10 protein-coding genes are annotated in these 17,932 nt (G+C 66.6%); 5 read left to right on the top strand and 5 right to left on the bottom strand.

Annotated features, from left to right (window positions below; all coding sequences use genetic code 11):
* Nucleotides 1-600: 600 nt before the first annotated feature.
* From pgmB to IEQ11_RS13390, 4 genes are all read left to right on the top strand, one after another.
* Nucleotides 601-3,612 carry a beta-phosphoglucomutase gene (gene pgmB / locus IEQ11_RS13375; RefSeq protein ID WP_191822982.1) on the top strand — a complete coding sequence of 1,004 codons (3,012 nt, stop codon included), beginning with the start codon at nucleotides 601-603 and terminating at the stop codon, nucleotides 3,610-3,612.
* A gap of 108 nt (nucleotides 3,613-3,720) precedes the next feature.
* Entirely contained in the window at nucleotides 3,721-6,105 is a 2,385-nt protein-coding gene (locus IEQ11_RS13380; RefSeq protein WP_191822987.1) for a TonB-dependent receptor, read from the top strand.
* Nucleotides 6,106-6,524: 419 nt separating this feature from the next.
* On the top strand, nucleotides 6,525-7,787 hold the full coding sequence (locus tag IEQ11_RS13385; protein WP_228464900.1) for an MFS transporter: 1,263 nt from the start codon (nucleotides 6,525-6,527) through the stop codon (nucleotides 7,785-7,787).
* Between the two features lie 173 nt (nucleotides 7,788-7,960).
* Nucleotides 7,961-10,024, top strand: coding sequence for a TerD family protein (locus IEQ11_RS13390; RefSeq protein WP_191822981.1), 2,064 nt, complete (start codon nucleotides 7,961-7,963; stop codon nucleotides 10,022-10,024).
* A gap of 215 nt (nucleotides 10,025-10,239) precedes the next feature.
* Here the strand turns inward: IEQ11_RS13390 and IEQ11_RS13395 are convergent, their stop codons facing one another.
* The 5 genes from IEQ11_RS13395 to IEQ11_RS13415 form a co-directional block, all read right to left on the bottom strand.
* Nucleotides 10,240-11,328 carry an SDR family oxidoreductase gene (locus IEQ11_RS13395; protein ID WP_247024541.1) on the bottom strand — a complete coding sequence of 363 codons (1,089 nt, stop codon included), beginning with the start codon at nucleotides 11,326-11,328 and terminating at the stop codon, nucleotides 10,240-10,242.
* A gap of 6 nt (nucleotides 11,329-11,334) precedes the next feature.
* Nucleotides 11,335-11,907 carry a hypothetical protein gene (locus IEQ11_RS13400; RefSeq protein WP_036113004.1) on the bottom strand — a complete coding sequence of 191 codons (573 nt, stop codon included), beginning with the start codon at nucleotides 11,905-11,907 and terminating at the stop codon, nucleotides 11,335-11,337.
* Nucleotides 11,908-11,924: 17 nt separating this feature from the next.
* Entirely contained in the window at nucleotides 11,925-13,358 is a 1,434-nt protein-coding gene (locus tag IEQ11_RS13405) for a phospholipase effector Tle1 domain-containing protein (RefSeq protein WP_052756248.1), read from the bottom strand.
* Between the two features lie 62 nt (nucleotides 13,359-13,420).
* Complete coding sequence (locus IEQ11_RS13410; protein ID WP_191822980.1) at nucleotides 13,421-13,960, bottom strand: hypothetical protein; 540 nt, start codon at nucleotides 13,958-13,960, stop codon at nucleotides 13,421-13,423.
* A gap of 972 nt (nucleotides 13,961-14,932) precedes the next feature.
* Nucleotides 14,933-16,027, bottom strand: a complete 1,095-nt coding sequence (locus tag IEQ11_RS13415) for an ABC transporter ATP-binding protein (protein WP_191822979.1) — start codon at nucleotides 16,025-16,027, stop codon at nucleotides 14,933-14,935.
* 119 nt (nucleotides 16,028-16,146) lie between these two features.
* Here IEQ11_RS13415 and IEQ11_RS13420 point away from each other — a divergent pair, with 119 nt between their 5' ends.
* Nucleotides 16,147-17,535 carry a GH1 family beta-glucosidase gene (locus tag IEQ11_RS13420; RefSeq protein ID WP_191822978.1) on the top strand — a complete coding sequence of 463 codons (1,389 nt, stop codon included), beginning with the start codon at nucleotides 16,147-16,149 and terminating at the stop codon, nucleotides 17,533-17,535.
* The last annotated feature ends 397 nt before the right edge of the window (nucleotides 17,536-17,932 follow it).

Raw genomic sequence — 17,932 nt, forward strand, 5'->3', positions numbered from 1 at the left:
AATCAAGGGCCCGCAAGTTCGGCGCAGACGCGGGCATGCGCCACACGAGACATCCTGTCTCGGTGGCGCACGGCGCACATCCATGTGCGCCGCCCTACGGGTGTCCTGTTGCTAACGCGAGTTACAAGCCTCGCAGCGCTGGAAACGAAACCTGACCTCGAACGAAAGCCACATGGCCTACCTGTAGGAGCGGCGCAAGCCGCGACCGCGAACCCGCATCAACGACGCAACCTCCCACTCTCGACAAACCGGCCAAACCGAAACTCTCCGCGCGAAATCGGTACTCCGTCATGCTGCAACGCAGCGACAACGCCGACGCCAGATGATGGTGCGCACATGGATTTTTGCGCATCGCAACAATCCTTAAGCATCTGATCCAACGCGATAAATCGCAAATCAACACCGACACACAACAGCCTCCAGGCACACCGACGCACAACCCGCCCAAGCTCAATTGTTATCGGTAACTTGACATCGATAACAATCAATCCCTACGGTCCGCCACCAAGACATCGCCGCACACCATCGCAACCCGCCACATCGCCGATGCCGCCCACCCGCTTTCAGGCCTTACGCGTGACCCCGAACCCCGCTCCCGCAATGCCCGCCTCACCCCACGACACCAACGCCTGGCGCCTGCGCCAGGATCGTCACGACCCCGCGTTGCGTCGCCGCGACGAAACCCTGTTCGCCCTGGCCAACGGCTCACTCGGCGTGCGCGGCGGCTTCGAGGAGGCCGACGGCGGCAGCGACGGCAGCTTTCTGGCGTCGGTGTTCGAACAACACCCGATCCACTACCACGAGCGCTTCCCGGGTTTCGCCCGCAGCACCGACACCCGCCTGCCGGTCGCCGACGGGCAACGCATCGCGGTGTGGCTGGGCGCGCAGCGCCTGGACATCGACGCGGCGCAGTGGCTCGCGTTCGAACGCGAACTCGATCTGCGCAGCGGTCTGCTGCGGCGGCGTGTGCGCCTGAAGACCGCGCAAGGCCACGGCATCGAAATCCGCGCCGAGCGCGTGCTGCCGTTCGACAGCGGCGCGGCCGGCGTGGATCTGCTCGCGATCCGCTACACCGTCGCGTCGATCGACTACACCGGCCCCGTCACCCTGGCCTCGGCGATCGAATGCGGCCACGCGGCCGCCGAACAAGGCGACGACCCGCGCATCGGTGTGGCCTCGGCCGAAGGTCTGCAATTGCTCTCGCGCCAGGCCGATCGGCGCAGCGCGGACGTGGTCCAGGCGACCCGCCGCAGCGGCGTGCGCGTGGTCTGCAGCCAGGCGCACCGTCTGGGCGAAGGCGTGAGCTTCGGCGAGGCCGAAATCGGCGAGGAGCATGTCGCCCAGCGCTATCTCGCGCAGTTGCAGCCCGGACAGGCGGCGACGATCGAGAAGTTCGTCGTCTACGCCACCGACACCAACCCGCACGCGACCGACCTGCCCGCGCACGCCGCGCAGGCCTTGCATCAGGCGGTGGCGGACGGCTTCGATGTGATCGCCGCGCGTCAGGCCGCGTCGCTGGCGCAGTTCTGGGACGGCGCGGAATTGTTCATCGACGGCGATGCCGCCGCCGAACAGGCGCTGCGTTTCAACCTGTTCCATCTGCTGCAATCGGCCGGGCGCGACGGCGTCAACGGCACCGCCGCCAAGGGCCTGACCGGCGAAGGCTACGAAGGCCATTATTTCTGGGACACCGAAGCCTTCATGCTGCCGGTGATGGCCTACACCGCGCCGGACGTCGCGCGCGCGATGCTGCATGCGCGCTTTCTCGCGCTGGAACCGGCGCGCGAGCACGCGCGCGAGATGAACCATCCGCGCGGCGCGCTGTTCCCGTGGCGCACGATCACCGGCGGCGAATGCTCGGCGCACTACCCCTCCGGTTCGGCCGCGTATCACATCAATGCCGCGGTCGCGTATGGGCTGGGCCTGTACCTGGACGCGACCGGCGACCTGGATTTCCTGGTCGAATGCGGCGCCGAAATCCTGTTCGAAACCGCGCGCATCTGGCCGCAGATCGGCCACTTCAACCCGCGTCGCGGCGGCGCGTTCTGCATCCACGAAGTCACCGGCCCGGACGAATACACCGCGCTGGTCGACAACAACTTCTACACCAACCGCATGGCCCAGCAGCATCTGCTGCGCGCGGTGCGGGTGTGGGAACAGCTGCGGCGCGAACGTCCCGAGCAATTACAAGCCCTGGCCCAGCGCCTGCAATTGGAGCCGCACGAGATCGATACCTGGCGCCGCGCCGGCGAGCGCATGTTCCTGCATTACGACGACGCGCTGGGCATCTACGCCCAGGACGACACTTTCCTCGACAAACCGCGCTGGCCGTTTCCCAAGCACGAGGGCGAACACCGTCCGCTGCTGCTCGACTACCACCCGCTCACCTTGTACCGCCACCAGATCTGCAAGCAGGCCGACGTGGTGATGGCGCTGGTGCTGGCCGGCGACGGCATCGGCGCCGACGTCAAGCGTCGCAGCTACGACTATTACGAAGCGGTCACCACCCACGACTCGACCTTGTCGGCATCGGTGTTCGGCATCCTCGCCAGCGAAGTCGGCCACGCCGAGCAGGCGGCGAAATTCTTCGGCGACAACCTGCGCGTCGATCTGGACGATCTGCACGGCAATACCGATCACGGCGTGCATATGGCGGCGCTGGCGGGGACGTGGCTGGGTCTGGCCTCGGGTTTCGCCGGCTTGCGCACGGCCGACGGCGTGCTGAAATTCGCGCCGACCTTGCCGCGGCAATGGCGCGGTTTCGGTTTCGGCCTGCGCTGGCAAGGCCGGCGACTGCGCCTGCGGGTCGATCGCGACGGCGTCGAATACACCTTGCTCGACGGCGCGGCACTGCGCATCGAACACGCCGGCCGCGCGATCGAACTGAGCGCGCAAACGCCGGTGCGGGTCGCGCTCGCGCGGCCCGGCAGCCGGCCCGGCGACGACGGCAAGCTCGCGTTCCCGCGCCCGGCGCAGGCGCTGATCTTCGATCTCGACGGCGTGCTCACCGACACCGCGCAGACCCACTACCGCGCCTGGAAGCGCATGGCCGACGAAGAAGGCCTGCCGTTCGACCAGCACGTCAACGAGCAGCTCAAGGGCGTCGACCGGATGAATTCGCTGGAGATCATCCTGCGCCACGCCGGCAAGGTACTGAGCGCCGAGCAGAAACTTGCGCTGGCCGAACGCAAGAACGGCTACTACGTCGAGGCCATCGCCGAAGTTACGCCGAAGGATCTGTTTCCCGGGGTCGAACGCGTGCTCGAACAGGCGCGCGCGCGCGGCCTCAAGCTCGGCCTGGCCTCGGCCAGCCGCAACGCCGCCGCCCTGCTCGACCGCCTCGGCATCGCCGATCGTTTCGACTACATCGCCGACGCGGCGCGGATCGCCCGCGCCAAACCGGCGCCGGATATTTTCCTGGATGTCGCCGCCGCCTTGGGCGTCGCGCCGCCGCTGTGCATCGGCCTGGAAGACGCCGCCGCCGGCGTGGTCGCTATCAAGACCGCCGGCATGGCCGCGATCGGCATCGGCGACGCGGCGACGCTCGCGCGCGCCGACGCCTGTCTGCCCGACATCGCGTCCTTCGATCTGAACGCTTTCGTTTCGCCCTGACCGCGTCGGCACGTACCGCCGCGGCAGACCGCCTTGCAGTTCAACAATCCATAACAACCGGGTGGGGAGATCACCATGCACCACGCAGCCTTCAAGCAAACCCGTCTGATGCGTTACGCGCTGTCCGCGGCGATCGCCGCCGCGCTCGCGCCAGGCCACGCACTGGCCCAGGACGCGGCCGCCGCCGCGCCGCAGGACGCCGCGCCGGCCGAAACGTCGGCGACCACTCTCGACGCGGTCGTGGTCAGCGGCACCGCGCGCTTCAAGGGCCTGCGCAAGCGCGACGCGAGCTTCTCGATCACCACCGCATCGCTCGAGCAGATCCAGGAAGCCGTGCCCTTGAGCACCGCCGACGCGCTCAAGGTCGTGCCCGGCATCTGGGCCGAATCGGCCGGCGGCAGCACCGGCGCCAACATCTTCGTGCGCGGCATGCCCTCGGAAGGCGACGCGCCGTTCGTGACCGTGCAGATGGACGGCGCGCCGCTGTTCCCGCCGCCGACCCTGTCGTTCCTGGAAAACTCCACGCTGTTCCGCATGGACGACACCATCGACCGCATGGAAGTGCTGCGCGGCGGCCCGAGCCCGATCTTCTCCAACGGCCAGCCCGGCGCGACGGTCAACTTCATCCAGAAGAAAGGCGGCGAAGACCCCGCCGGCAGCGTGCGTGTGGGCGTGGGCAGCGACAATCTGCGCCGGGTCGACCTGTTCAACAGCGGCAAGCTCGGCGAAGGCTGGTACTACAGCGTCGGCGGTTTCTACCGCAGCACCGACGGCGTGCGCGACACCCAGTTCCCGGCCGACAAGGGCGGCCAGCTCAGCGCCACCCTGACCCACAGCTGGGACAAGGGCGAAATCACCGTGTACGCGCGCCACACCGACGACAAGAACGCGTTCTTCACTCCGATCCCGCTGCTTTCGCGCAATAACGGCGGCAGCCTGTCGAGCTTTCCCGGCCTGGACGCGCAGACCGGCACCCTGCTCGGCAACGATTTCCGCCACGTCACCATTCCGACCGGACCGAACGGCCAGACCATCAGCCGCGATCTCGCCGACGGCCGCGGCATCAACCTCGACGTGTTCGGCGCGTCGATGGATTTCTACGCCGGCGACTGGACCATCAGCGACCGGGTCAACTTCGTCAGCGGCAGCGCGCCGACCAACGGCCTGTTCACCGGCGCCAGCCCGCAGACGCTGGGATCGTTCATCGCCGGCTACGGCAGCGCCGGCACCGCGACCTACGTCAACGGCGGCGGCGCGGTCGATCCGAATCAGCAGGTATTGACCGCCGGGTTCTGGGTGGTCGACAAGGAAATCGAATCGTTCACCAACGACCTGCGTTTCAGCAAGGATCTGTTCGAAGGCAACACCCTGACCGCCGGCGTGTACTTCGCCAAGTATTCGTCCAAGGACACTTGGTACCTGGGCAACAACATGCTGCTGACCGCGCAGAACAACGCGCGCCGGATCAATCTGACCCTGGCCGACGGCCGCCAGGTCACCCGCGACGGCTTCACCGGCACCTCGTTCTTCTCGTTGCGCGGCGACTACGACGGCCAGAACACCGCGGTGTTCCTCGCCGACGAATGGCAGATCAACGACCGCCTGCGCCTGGACGGCGGCATCCGCTACGAGTGGCAGCAGGTCGACGGCACCGTCCACGACACCGCCACGGTCGACCTGGACGGCAATCCGAACACGCTGTACGACAACGCCACCTCGATCTCGCTGCCGGGCAGCCGCCGCATCGACCAGGACGACAAGCATTTCTCCTGGACCCTGGGCCTGAACTACAAGCTCAACGACAGCTCCAGCGTGTTCGCGCGCGCCAACTCGGGCTACAAGCTGCCGACCTTCGATGCGTTGCGCGACGGCAACAACAAAGTGCAGGAAATCGACCAGTACGAACTGGGCTTCAAGTCCGGCAACTCGGTCTACGACTTGTACCTGACCGCGTTCTACAACAGCTTCACCAACTCGCCGTTCCAGGCCTTCCTCGACGACGGCACCAACTTCACCACCGCCGGCGATTCGCGTGCCTACGGGATCGAGGTCGAAGGCGCGGTGCGGCCGGTCGGCGGGCTGGAACTGGCCCTGACCGGCGTGTGGCTGGATGCGAAGTACGAGAACTACCGCGAGTTCACCGGCAATCAAGTCATGCGCCAGCCCAAGCAGCAGTTCCGCTTCACTCCGAGCTATTTCTGGACCCTGCCGTTCGGCGATCTGAAGATCTTCGCGACCTACTCGCGCATCGGCGATCGTTTCGCCGATCTGGCCAACACCCAGAAGCTGCCGTCGTACGAAACTTTGGATGTCGGCGCGAACATGCATGTCGGCGACAACTGGGAGTTCGCGCTCAGCGGCAGCAACGTGACCAACGAGCTGGGCCTGACCGAAGGCAACGTGCGCGTGCCCGGCGCGGCGACCGGCGGCGTGTTCATGGGCCGGCCGATCGCGGGGCGTTCGTATCTGTTCTCGGCGGCGTATAAGTGGTGATCGCGCGCTGAGTCGACGTGCTCAAAGCCCCTCTCCCGCTTTGCGGGAGAGGGGTTGGGGTGAGGGCAAGATCATCGCCACGCGCCCTCATCCGCCCCGTCGGGGCACCTTCTCCCGCGCGCGGGAGAAGGATTCACTCTCGATACGTTCAAAGCCCCTCTCTTGCGAAGCGGGAGAGGGGTTGGGGTGAGGGCAAGATCGCCACGCGCCCTCATCCGCCCCTTCGGGGCACCTTCTCCCGCACGCGGGAGAAGGATTCACACTCTGGATGCGTTCAAAGCCCCTCTCCCGCTTTGCGGGAGAGGGGTTGGGGTGAGGGCAAGATCATCGCCACGCGCCCTCATCCGCCCCGTCGGGGCACCTTCTCCCGCACGCGGGAGAAGGATTCAATACGCGGTAGATGATTCGCCGGAGCCCGCATGACCGCCACCGCCACCGCCGCCAACCGCCGCCTGATGATCGTGGCGATGATCCTGACCTACATGATGTTCGGGATCCTGCTCAACAGCGTGGGCACGGTGATCCTGCAGTCGATCCAGGGCTTCGGCATCAGCAAGGGCGACGCCAGCATCCTGGAGGCCTTCAAGGACCTGCCGATCGCGGTGGTGTCCTTCCTCACCGCCGCGCTGATGCCGCGGCTGGGCTATCGCCGCGCGATGATGCTGGGCCTGGGCATCGTCGGCGTCGCCTGCGCGCTGATGCCGCTGCTGTCCTCGTTCTGGATGACCAAGGTCTTGTTCATCGCCACCGGCGTGTCGTTCGCCCTGACCAAGGTCTCGGTGTATTCCTCGATCGGCCTGCTGACCGAAGGCAAGCAGGCGCATGCCAGCCTGACCAGCATCATCGAAGGCTGGTTCATGGTCGGCGTGCTCGCCGGCTACTGGATCTTCGCCTGGTTCATCAACCCCGATTCGCCGGCCGACCCGGTCTGGCTGCGCGTGTACTGGCTGCTCGCGGCGATGGCCGCGTTGATCGTCGTGCTGCTCGCGTGTTCGCGCATGGACGAATCGGCCGCGCGCGACGGCCATGCCGCCGCCGATTCGTTTCTCGACATGTTCCGCCTGGTCGCCCAGCCGCTGGTCGCCGCGTTCCTGGTCTCGGCGTTCCTGTACGTGCTGATCGAACAGAGCGTCGGCACGTGGCTGCCGACCTTCAATCGCGAAATCCTGCACCTGCCCACGACCATGAGCGTGCAGGCGGCGAGCATCTTCGCGGTGTCGCTCGCGCTGGGCCGGCTCGCCGCCGGCCTCGCGCTGCGGCGCGTGCCGTGGCACTGGCTGTTAATCACCTGCGTGGTGGCGATGGCGTTGCTGGTGATCGTGGCCCTGCCATTGGCCGGTCAGGCACGGCCGAGCGACGACATGACCTGGGCGCGCGCGCCGCTGGCGGCGTATGTGTTCCCGCTGATCGGCCTGTTCATGGCGCCAATCTATCCGGCGATCAACTCGGTCGTGCTCAGCTCGCTGCCCAAGTCGCGGCATGCGGCGATGACCGGCCTGATCGTGGTGTTTTCCGCGCTCGGCGGCACTACCGGTTCGTTCATCACCGGCCAGTTGTTCGCGCGCATCGGCGGCGGCACCGCGTTCTATCTGTCGCTGCTGCCGATGGCGCTGTTGCTGCTGGCGATCGCGATGCTCAAGCGCCAGTCCGCGCGCGCCGAACGCGCGATCGCGGCCGCCTGAGCGGGCGCGCCGTTCGCGACCGATCATCGGCATTCTGTTTCTCCCAGGGCTGGGCTATGCTCGACCTCGTGGCTATGGGCGTCCTTCCTTCTACTTGAAACTAGGGTGCCCGCTTCCCACACAGCCCGCCTCCCGGCGGGCTTTTCATTGAGGACCTCGCGGAGGCACGGCGAATGAATGGAATCTACCTGCGGCGACGCGGCAAGCTGTACGTCAAGCCCGGCGACGGCGGCGTCAGCACGGCCGAGGTGGCGATGGTGCAGAAGGAAACCGAAGCGCTCGGCTACGTCTTATCCGAGGCAGCAGTCGAGCGCCTGAGCACGCTGTCGATCGAGCAACTCACCCGGGTGCTGCGCGAACTGCGCAAGCATCTGGCGCCGATGACCGGCGCGCACCGCAAGCACAGGCCCTTGTTTCCGGATTTTCCGAAGGGCTCGCTGGCGCTGGCCGAAGCCGAGTTGTACCTGCGCGCGGTCTACCACTACCTCACCCATCGTCGCCTGCACCTGCAGCAACCGTCGCAAACCACGCCGCTGCTGCATGGCCGCGAGCCGCGCGAGATCGACCTGGGCACGACGGAGGATTTCGAAGCCATCTGCACCCGGCTGGCCGCCGCGCCCACCTCGCTGTCGGCGCAGGACAAGACCGATCTGCTGTGGTTCATCAAGCAGTACCAGGCCCAGGTGCTGCGCCTGTTGCCCGAACAAATTCCGTTCAAGGAGAACCTCGCGCTGATTGGCGCCGGCCTGCTGCGCTACGCGCCGGGCGCGGCCGCCAATGCGTTCGTCGCCACCCGATTCAAGACCGCGACCGACCTGCTGCGCCTGGCCGTGGCCTTGAACGACGGCGACGTCTCGCTGGCCGAACCGACCCGGTTCAAGGCGATGAAGCGCGCGCATCGCCGGCTGCTGCTGGACGGGCTGGAAGCCTGCGGCGATCCGACCGAGGACATGCGCCGTTGGCGCGAACGCTGGAAGCGCCTGGGCGAAGTGCTGCATCCGGGCGATTACCGCGAACGCTGCCCGAACACCTGGCGCGCGTTCCAGGTGCTGCGCGAGGACCTGCCGTTCGAGAGCTTCAACAGCGCGGTCGAACGCGAACTGGAGCAAGGCCGCACCGATGCGGTCGCGCAACGATTGCTCGCGCGTCCGGGCGAACTCGCGCGCCGGCTCGATCATCTGCTGCGCGGCGACGCGCCGGCGCGGGCCGTGCTCGATCACTTCCGATCTGTTGCCGAACGAGTGTCCACACCGGTGCTGCTGCAGGCCTTGAGCCAGTTCGAACATCGCGGTGAATCGTCGTTGCGCACCTTCTTTCCGAAGGGCGACGCGGCGCGCGCGTGGACGCTGCACGATCGACGCGCGCCGATCGACCCGACCGTGCTCAACGACGTCATCGCACTCTGCCGCGGCGCCCTGCTCGCCCGCTTCGCTCAGCGCGCGCCACTGGGCCGCTGCTACGTCGACCCGGCCCTGGCCGACATGCGCGTGCCGCTGGTCCAGCGCTCGGCCTCGCGCGCGCTGCGCACGCTGGTGCGCGGCAGCCGCCTGCCACTGCCCGACACCCGCTTCATCCGCCTGTTCCTGTGGTGGACCAACGGCCGCGAGCGCACCGACATCGATCTGTCGGCGGCGTTCTTCGATCGCGACTTCGTGTTCCGCGATGTCGTCGCCTACTACAACCTCAAGGGTTACGGCGGCCATCACAGCGGCGACATCGTCGATGCGCCGCGCGGCGCGGCCGAGTTCATCGATCTGGACCTGGCGCGCTTGCGCGAGCTCGGCCTGCGCTTCGTCGTGGTCAGCATCCACAGCTTCACCAATCAGCCGTATTGCGACCTGCCCGAATGCTTCGCCGGCTGGATGGCGCGCAGCGATGCGAACTCGGGCGAACCGTTCGAAGCGCGCACGGTCGAAGACCGCCTGGACCTGGCCTCGAACCAGCAAAGCTGCCTGCCGTTCGTGCTCGATCTGGAAACCGACCGGATCGTGTGGACCGATATCGGCCTGGGCGGTTTCCCGCGCTGGAACAACGCCGCCAACCATCTGTCCGGCATCTCGCTGATCCTGCGCGCGATGACCGCGCTGGCGACGCCGGACCTGCGGACCTTGTTCGAACTGCATGCGCGGGCACGCGGCGAGCTCGTGGATACGCCCGAACAGGCCGATACGGTGTTTTCGATGAGCGAGGGCATTACGCCGTTCGACCTGGATCGGATTCGCGCGGAGTTTCTTTGATCGCTCTTATGTAGGAGCGGCGCGAGCCGCGACCGCGCAGCGGCCGATCGCGGCGGACACCGGCAATCGCGCATGACTTCACATGCGGATGGATCGGCCAAACCACGACGTGCGGTGACGGGATCGATGCAGGTCTCGCCGGCTGGCGTGGGTGCGCGGTCGCGGCTTGCGCCGCTCCTACAGGGAGCGCCGGGCTGCACCTCGTCTAACGCGGGTCAGGCGTTTTGCTTCAACGCGATCAGGCTTTGCGCGGTCGCGATCAACGCGTCCTCGCGCGGTCGCGGCACCCAATCCAGCACGCGGTGGGCCTTGGCGCTGCTCGCGTTCTTGCGCTTGCCCAGGTCCGGGATCACCTGCCGCACCGCCGGATCGCGCAGCGCGGCCAGGCGCACCATCCAGTTCGGCACCTCGCGTTTGGGCACCTTCGCCGCGGCGGCGCCGAGGTGGTTGCGCAGGGTCTGGGCCATCTGCAGCACCGACATGAAGTCGCCGGCGACGGCCAGGAAACGTTCGCCGTTCGCGGCCGGATCGGTCATCGCGCGCAGGTGCAGGTCGGCGACGTCGCGCACGTCGACCGCGCCGAAATGCAGTTGCGGGCAGCCGGGCAAGCCGCCGTCGAGCATGCGCTGGATCAGGCCGATCGAGGTCGAATAGTCCGGCCCCAGCACCAGGCCGAACACGGCGACCGGATTGACCACCGCCAATTCCAGCGCCCCGCCCTCGCGTTCGATGAAGTCCCAGGCCGCGCGTTCGGCCAGGGTCTTGGATTTCGGATACGCGGCCACCTCTCCGCTCAGGTCCGACCACACGCTCTCATCGAAAGGCTCGGTGCGCCCGGGATGGCCGTAACCGATCGCCGCGAACGACGAGGTCAGCACCACCCGCTTGACCCCGGCGTCGCGCGCGGCGCGCAACACCCGCAGGGCGCCGTCGCGCGCAGGCACGATCAGATCGTCTTCGTGTCTGGGCAATCCGGGCGGAAACGGCGAGGCCACGTGCAGCACGTAGTCGCAATCGGCCATGGCCTGCGCCCAGCCGGCGTCGTGTTCGAGATCGGCGACGACGAACGACAGGCGCTCGTCCGGATCGACCCCGGCCCGCCGCAACATCGCCCGCACCGCGCCTTCGCGCTCGAGGCTGCGCACGCTCGCGCGTACGCGATGGCCGGCCTGCAACAACTGGACGATGCAATGACTGGCGATGAAGCCCGAGCCGCCGGTGACGACTACGGTGTACATCGGTGGCGTCTCGCATTGCAGCGGCGCGACGATCGAATGCGGCGCGGTCGCGTGGCGATCGGACACGCGGGATTACTCCGCCCCCGCCGGCTCGAGCAGCACGTACTCGCCCTTGGCCCCGTAAGTCTTTCCGGCGCGCGCACACAGCGCTTCGCCGCAGCGGGTCAAGGCGCCCGACTGGGTCGCGTGCAGGATGTCCTTGGCGAACTGGGCGCGCTCGATCTCGCGCATCGACTTGCGCATGAAGTACCAGCTGCTGCCAACCGCCAGGATCGAGCCGACCAGCAAGGCCGCCACGCCCTTGTAGATCAGCCCCTGCTGCGAGCGCAGCAGGCCGATGTGCTGGTCCTCGAGCGCCTTGGCCGCGCGCTCGGCGAGTTCGGCGCTTTCGCGCAGTTGCGTGCCGATCGGACCGAAGGTCTGATCGACGCCGCGGCCGATCGCCTCGCGGGTCTGGTTCTGCACCGCGTTGATCAGCTGGTGGGTCAGTTCCTGCGCGTCGGCGCCCATGCCCTGGGCGGTGCGATGCAGTTCGTCGGCGCTGCGGTCCACATGCTGGACCGCGCGTTCGCTTTGTTCCTGCATGTGCTGGGCGAACACCGCCAGATCGGCGGCCAATCGTTTCAGGTCTTGCGCGTCCTGCACTTCGTTCTCCGTCAGGGTTACAGGCCCGGCGCGCGCGGATGCGCGCTGGGCGGTTCTTGCTGCGGCGGCGGCTGTTGTTGCGTCGGCGGCGGCTGGGTCGGTTGCTGCGGCGCCGCCTGCGCCTGCTCGGCCTTCATCTGCTGGTATTGCTCGCGTCCGTTCTGCAGCCAGGCCTGGCCGGCGTCGGAACGCGCATGGTCCTGCGCCGCGGCGCGGAACGCACCGTCGTCGCGATTGCGCGCCGCTTCGGTCAGGCGGGCGAAGGTGCGGTCGATGTCGCTGCCTTCCTGCGCGGCCGCTTGCGGCGTCGCCTGCTTGCCCGGGGTGTCGCCGATCGGCACCGGCCGGCGCTCGAAGCGGCCGTCCATGCGCTCGTCGATCGGCTCCTTGCGGGTCGGATCGGGCACCGAGTGATCCTTGACCTGCTGCTTGCTCGCGACGATATCGGTGTGGTCGCGCTGGCCGTCGCGGAAATCGCGGGTGGTGTAGAAGAACTGGTGCTTGTCGGACCGATGCACGACGTTGAGTGTCGGGTCCTGCGGCTCGGCGCGCTTGTCCAGAAACGGTTTATCGCTGAGCCCGTTGAGGTAATCGGTCATCAGATTGCCGCTTCGGATCGACAGGCCGTTGAGCTCGTAGCTGCCGCCGATGTTGCTGTGCGCGCCGCCGACGGTGACGTTGAGGAAGCGTTTGTCCTCGCTGAAGCCCTCGCGCAGGATGCTGGTCGACTTGAACAGGTCGCGGCGTTCGTCCTCGGCGGTGATCTGGAACGCCGACATCACCGACGGCGGCAGGCGCCGGTCGTGATTGCGCGGCTCGCCGGTGCCGACCGGGTCGAACAGACCGACCGCCTGCGGCACCTGCCCCGGCGCCACCAGCGGCGGCTTGCTGAACTCCACGCCGGTGATGTTGCCGTCCTTGTCCTTGCTGTAGGTCGCGCCGCTCGGGTCCTGGATGCCACGCTCGTGGACCAGCCGCGCGAACGCGGCCTCCTGTTCGGCGCCGCGGCTGAAACCGATCCCGGCCACGTTGATCTGCGCCTTCGGGTCCTGATCGAGCCACTGCTTGGACTGCTCGGTGAACTGCCGGTACATCTGCTCCACGCGCGGCTCGAAGGTGCGCCCGCTCATCTGGTCGCGGGTGCTCTTGAGCCAGCCGTCCTGAGTGCCCGGGCCTTCCACGTAGCCGTAGCCGATATTGCGGTGCATGCCGGCTTCGAGTTGCTGCACGACCCCGGCCACATTGGTGTGGTTCTTGGGGTCGTCCTTGTACATGCTGTTGCCGGTGCCATCGAAGGCGGCAACGAACAGGCGCGCATGCGGATCGCTGGAATCGAGCAACAGCGGCGCGCGCAGCTGCGACAACTGGCCGCTGGCCTGCACGTAGCTGTCGAGGTCGTGCTGGTCGGCGGGATAGGTCTTGACGCCGTCCGGATTCTTTTCGCCGCCCATCGCAAACTCTCCTTAGCGCTGCGGTTGTGGTACTGCCGGGTGCTGCGGCTCGGGGCTGCGGCTCAGTAGGTCTGGCTGAAAACCTGGATCAGGTCGGCACGGTAATCGCTGTTGGGATTGCCCGGATCGCGCGGCGCCTTCAACGGAATGAAGCTGCGCATGTAGACGTTGATGGTGCGGTCGTCGACTTCCAGGATGATTTCCGGATCGTTGATGCTCACGCCCGGCGCGATGTCCTCGCGCGCGACCTCGTGCCGCACCAGCCGGTCCTTGAAGATCTCGCCGATGTCGATGCGCGCGCTGTGCTCGCTTTGGTCCTTCGAACGCCAGCTGACCTCTGCCGGCGGCGGGAAGTTGACGATATCGATGTGGCCGGCCTTCATCAGGCTGCGGTAATCGGCGCCGAACGACGCGGTCGAGGCGCTGAGTTTGCTTTCGTCGGGCTTACCGTGCGGAAAGCCGTGATAGACGATGCGGCAGCCGTAGGTATCGAAGCAGTAGGCGCCGAAGCGGTGGCGCTCGAAACGCAGCGGCCATTCGGCCGAGGTGCCCGCGCCGGCTTGCGCGGCGGCGGACGGGCTGGAGGCGGCGGACGTAGACATGGCGGTTTGACATCCTGTTGCGGCAAATAGGGCAAGCATCGCGGCCAGTGCGCGCGCGCGGCGGGCATGCGCCTGCCGGCGATGCGGTTCGCAACGCGGCACGGCATGACGGCGACGGCGGCCGGTCACGGATTGACTGTCCATCTGGGTCCCTTCGCTGGCTCCGGCACACTAGCATCGGCGGGTGGGCGAACCCACTGTACGGATAGTTCCCCTTCCGTACTGCGCTGCGATGTGCCGGAACACGAGACCGGAGTTTGCACGCAATCGGCGACAAGACTCAACTGATGTGCCGGTCTGTCACTTGGCGCTGAGAGGTTTGTGCGTATTCGCGTGCCGGGTTTGCGCTGGTGGCGGCGCGGCTATCGAGCGGTCCTGGCCCGGTCGTGTGGCGACCGGCAGCGGGCCGAGTCGGCAAACAGGCGCGTCCTTCGCCATCTGCGGATCTGCGACCGATCGCACCGTTTCGGGGGCGAGACGCTTCCAGCAGGAACTGCGTCTGATGGCGCTGTCGGGGCGTGCTGGCCTGGGAAACACGGACGAACTGATCGCCGCGCTTTGCCGGGGCGAGACGGTCACAGACTTATTGGTGCTGGCGCAATTGATCGCCGTTATCGCGCGAAAGTCGCTGGATTCCCGCGTTCGCGGGAATGACGTTCTGATAAGACCTGGCTATTTGAGTGAGTTGAGTAATCAGCCTTCAATCCCGCGCCACTCCCAGCCCGTCATTCCCGCGAACGCGGGAATCCAGGGACTTTCGTGCGAAAGAGTACGAAGTCGCAAACGTTCCCGTTTCAATCTTTCGCTTGTCGCGTTGCCTGCGTGAAAGCAGAGCGCATCGACTTCAGGCGTTCTCACTCGAAAAGCCCTGGATGTTCGGCTTCGCCGAGGTAAAGCAGAGCCCGCCTTCGTGGGAATGACGACTGAGAGTGACGCGGCGAACCCGAACTTCACTGCTCCGGCAACAGTTCCCTACAACCGCAACTCGCTCTCCCGATCAAAGAAATGCATCCGTTCCGCCGAATACGCCAGATGCACGGTGTCGCCGACCTTCGGCAAGTGGAACGGCGGCAGGCGCACCACCAGGTCGCAGCCGCCGCAGCCCAGGTTCAAGAACGCTTCGTTGCCGACCGGTTCGACCACCTCGACTTTGGCCGGCAAGGTGTCCGGGCCGGCCTCGGCCGGATGCATGTCTTCCGGGCGCAGGCCGATCATCAGCTCGCGGCCAAGATAAGCGCGGACTTTCTCCAGCAACTCGCCTTCCGGCCGCAGGCGCAGTTCGACGCCGTCGGCGATGCGCAGGTACAAGGCGTTATCGCGTTCGACCACCTGGCCCCACAGGGTGTTCATCTTCGGGCTGCCGAGGAAGGTCGCCACGAACAGATTGACCGGCCGGTTGTACAAGGCCATCGGCGTGTCGATCTGCTGGATCTTGCCGTCCTTCATCACCACGATCCGATGGCCCAGGGTCATCGCTTCGACCTGATCGTGGGTGACGTAGATCATCGTGGTCTCGAGCTGCCGGTGCAGGCGCGCGATCTCGACCCGCATGGTCATGCGCAGCTTGGCGTCGAGGTTGGACAGCGGCTCATCCAGCAGAAACACCTGCGGCTTGCGCACCAAGGCGCGCCCCAGCGCGACGCGCTGGCGCTGCCCGCCCGACAACGCGGCCGGCTTGCGGTCCAGCAGCGATTCCAGCTCGAGCGTCGCCGCCGCCGCCTTGACCCGCTCGGCGATCTCGACCTTGCTCGCGCCGCGCAGTTTCAGGCCGAAGCCGAGGTTCTCGGCCACGGTCATGTGCGGATACAGCGCATAGCTTTGGAACACCATGGCGATGTCGCGATCCTTCGGCGGCATGTCGTTGACCACCCGGTCGCCGATGCGCAACTCGCCCGAACTGATCGACTCCAGCCCCGCAACCATGCGCAGCAAGGTGGATTTGCCGCAGCCCGACGGGCCGACCAGCACCAGCAACTCGCCGTCGTCGACCTCGAAACTGGCGTCGGCGACGCCGACGTAACCGTTCGGATAGACCTTGCGCAGCTGCTGCAGAGTGACCTTCGCCATGAATTCTCCCGACAATGCGATCGAGGCGATGCATTTGTGCCCGCCCTGGGCTATTCTGCCATGTAACCGTTTTCATGCACGCCCGCTTCCAATTCGATTGGCTCCGGAGGCCACGACGAATGACCGATTCACGCAATGCCGCCGACCGCACCTTCCCGAACGGCTTTCTGTGGGGCGCCGCCACCGCCGCGCACCAGATCGAAGGCTCGCCGATGGCCGACGGCGCCGGTCCCAGCATCTGGACCCGCTTCGCCCACACCCCCGGCATGACCCTCAACGGCGATACCGGCGATGTGGCCTGCGACCACTATCGACGCTGGAAAGAAGACGTCAAATTGATGAAGGAGCTGGGCCTGCAGGCGTATCGCTTCAGCGTCTCGTGGTCGCGCATCCTGCCCGAGGGCACCGGCCGGGTGAACCAGGCCGGCCTGGATTTCTACTCGCGCCTGGTCGACGAACTGCTGGCCAACGGCATCGAACCGCTGCTGACCTTGTACCACTGGGACATGCCGGCCGCGCTCGACGATCGCGGCGGCTGGCTCAACCGCGACTGCGCCGACTGGTTCGCCGAGTACGGCCAGGTCATGTACCGCGAGCTCGACGGCCGGGTCAAGAAGTGGGTCACGCTCAATGAGCCGTGGGTGATCACCGACGGCGGCTATCTGCACGGCGCGCTCGCGCCGGGCCATCGCAGCCGCTTCGAAGCGCCGATCGCCTCGCACAACCTGATGCGCGCGCACGGCGCGGCGGTGCAGGCGTATCGCGCCGAAGGCAAGCACGAGATCGGTCTGGTGGTGAACATCGAGCCCAAATACGCCGCCACCGATTCGGCCGAGGACGCCGCCGCGGTCAAGCGCGCGCACGCCTACATGAACGAGCAATACCTCGATCCCGCCCTGCTCGGCACCTATCCGCCGGAACTGCGCGAGATCTTCGGCGAAGCCTGGCCGGAATGGCCGCAGGCCGATTTCGACCTGATCAAGCAGAAGCTCGACTTCATCGGCGTCAACTACTACACCCGCAGCGTCACCAAGGACGCGGTCAGCTACCCGCTCAACACCGGCGTGGTGCGGCAGCCGTCGGGCACCTACACCGAAACCGGCTGGGAAGTGTTCCCGCAGGGCCTGACCGACACCCTGACCTGGGTCAAGGACCGTTACGGCGACATCCCGATGTACATCACCGAAAACGGCGCGGCGTTCTTCGATCCGCCGGTGGCCGAGCCCGATTCGACCGGCCAACGCCGGGTGCGCGATCCGCTGCGCATGGACTACCTGCAAAAGCACATCGGCGCGATCCACGACGCGATCCAGGCCGGCTGCGACATCCGCGGCTACATGGTGTGGTCGCTGCTGGACAACCTGGAATGGTCGCTGGGCTACTCCAAGCGCTTCGGCGTGGTGCACGTGAACTACGCCACTCAGGACCGTACGCCGAAGGACAGTGCGCGCTGGTATTCGAAGGTGATTGCCAGCAATGGCAAGTTCCTGGAAGAGCCGTTGCCTTGAGGCGGGATTTGAGATTTGGGATTTGGGATTTGGGATTCGAGATTGGAATTCGAGAGTCGGAAGTCAGTATCCGGAACCCGGGACACGGCGAATCCGACATTCGACATCGCATCCCTAAGGAACGTCATCCCCGCGAACGCGGGGATCCATCGACTTTCGTGCAGGTCGCGACAAAGACACTGGATATTCGGCTCCGCCGAAGTAAAGCGGAGCCCGCGTTCGCGGGAATGACGGAGTGATGGTTCGCGGCTGAAGCCCTGATGGCCTCGCCGCGATAACGTCAACCACCCGCTCCACGGCACGTCGCCGCCCCACTCCGCTCCCTGAGCCCAGCAGCACCTCAAACCCACCAAGACCGATACCCCCGACACCCCCAAACCCCGCACCAACCGACATC

This window comes from Lysobacter capsici, from assembly GCF_014779555.2.
GTDB classification, from domain to species: Bacteria; Pseudomonadota; Gammaproteobacteria; order Xanthomonadales; family Xanthomonadaceae; genus Lysobacter; species Lysobacter capsici.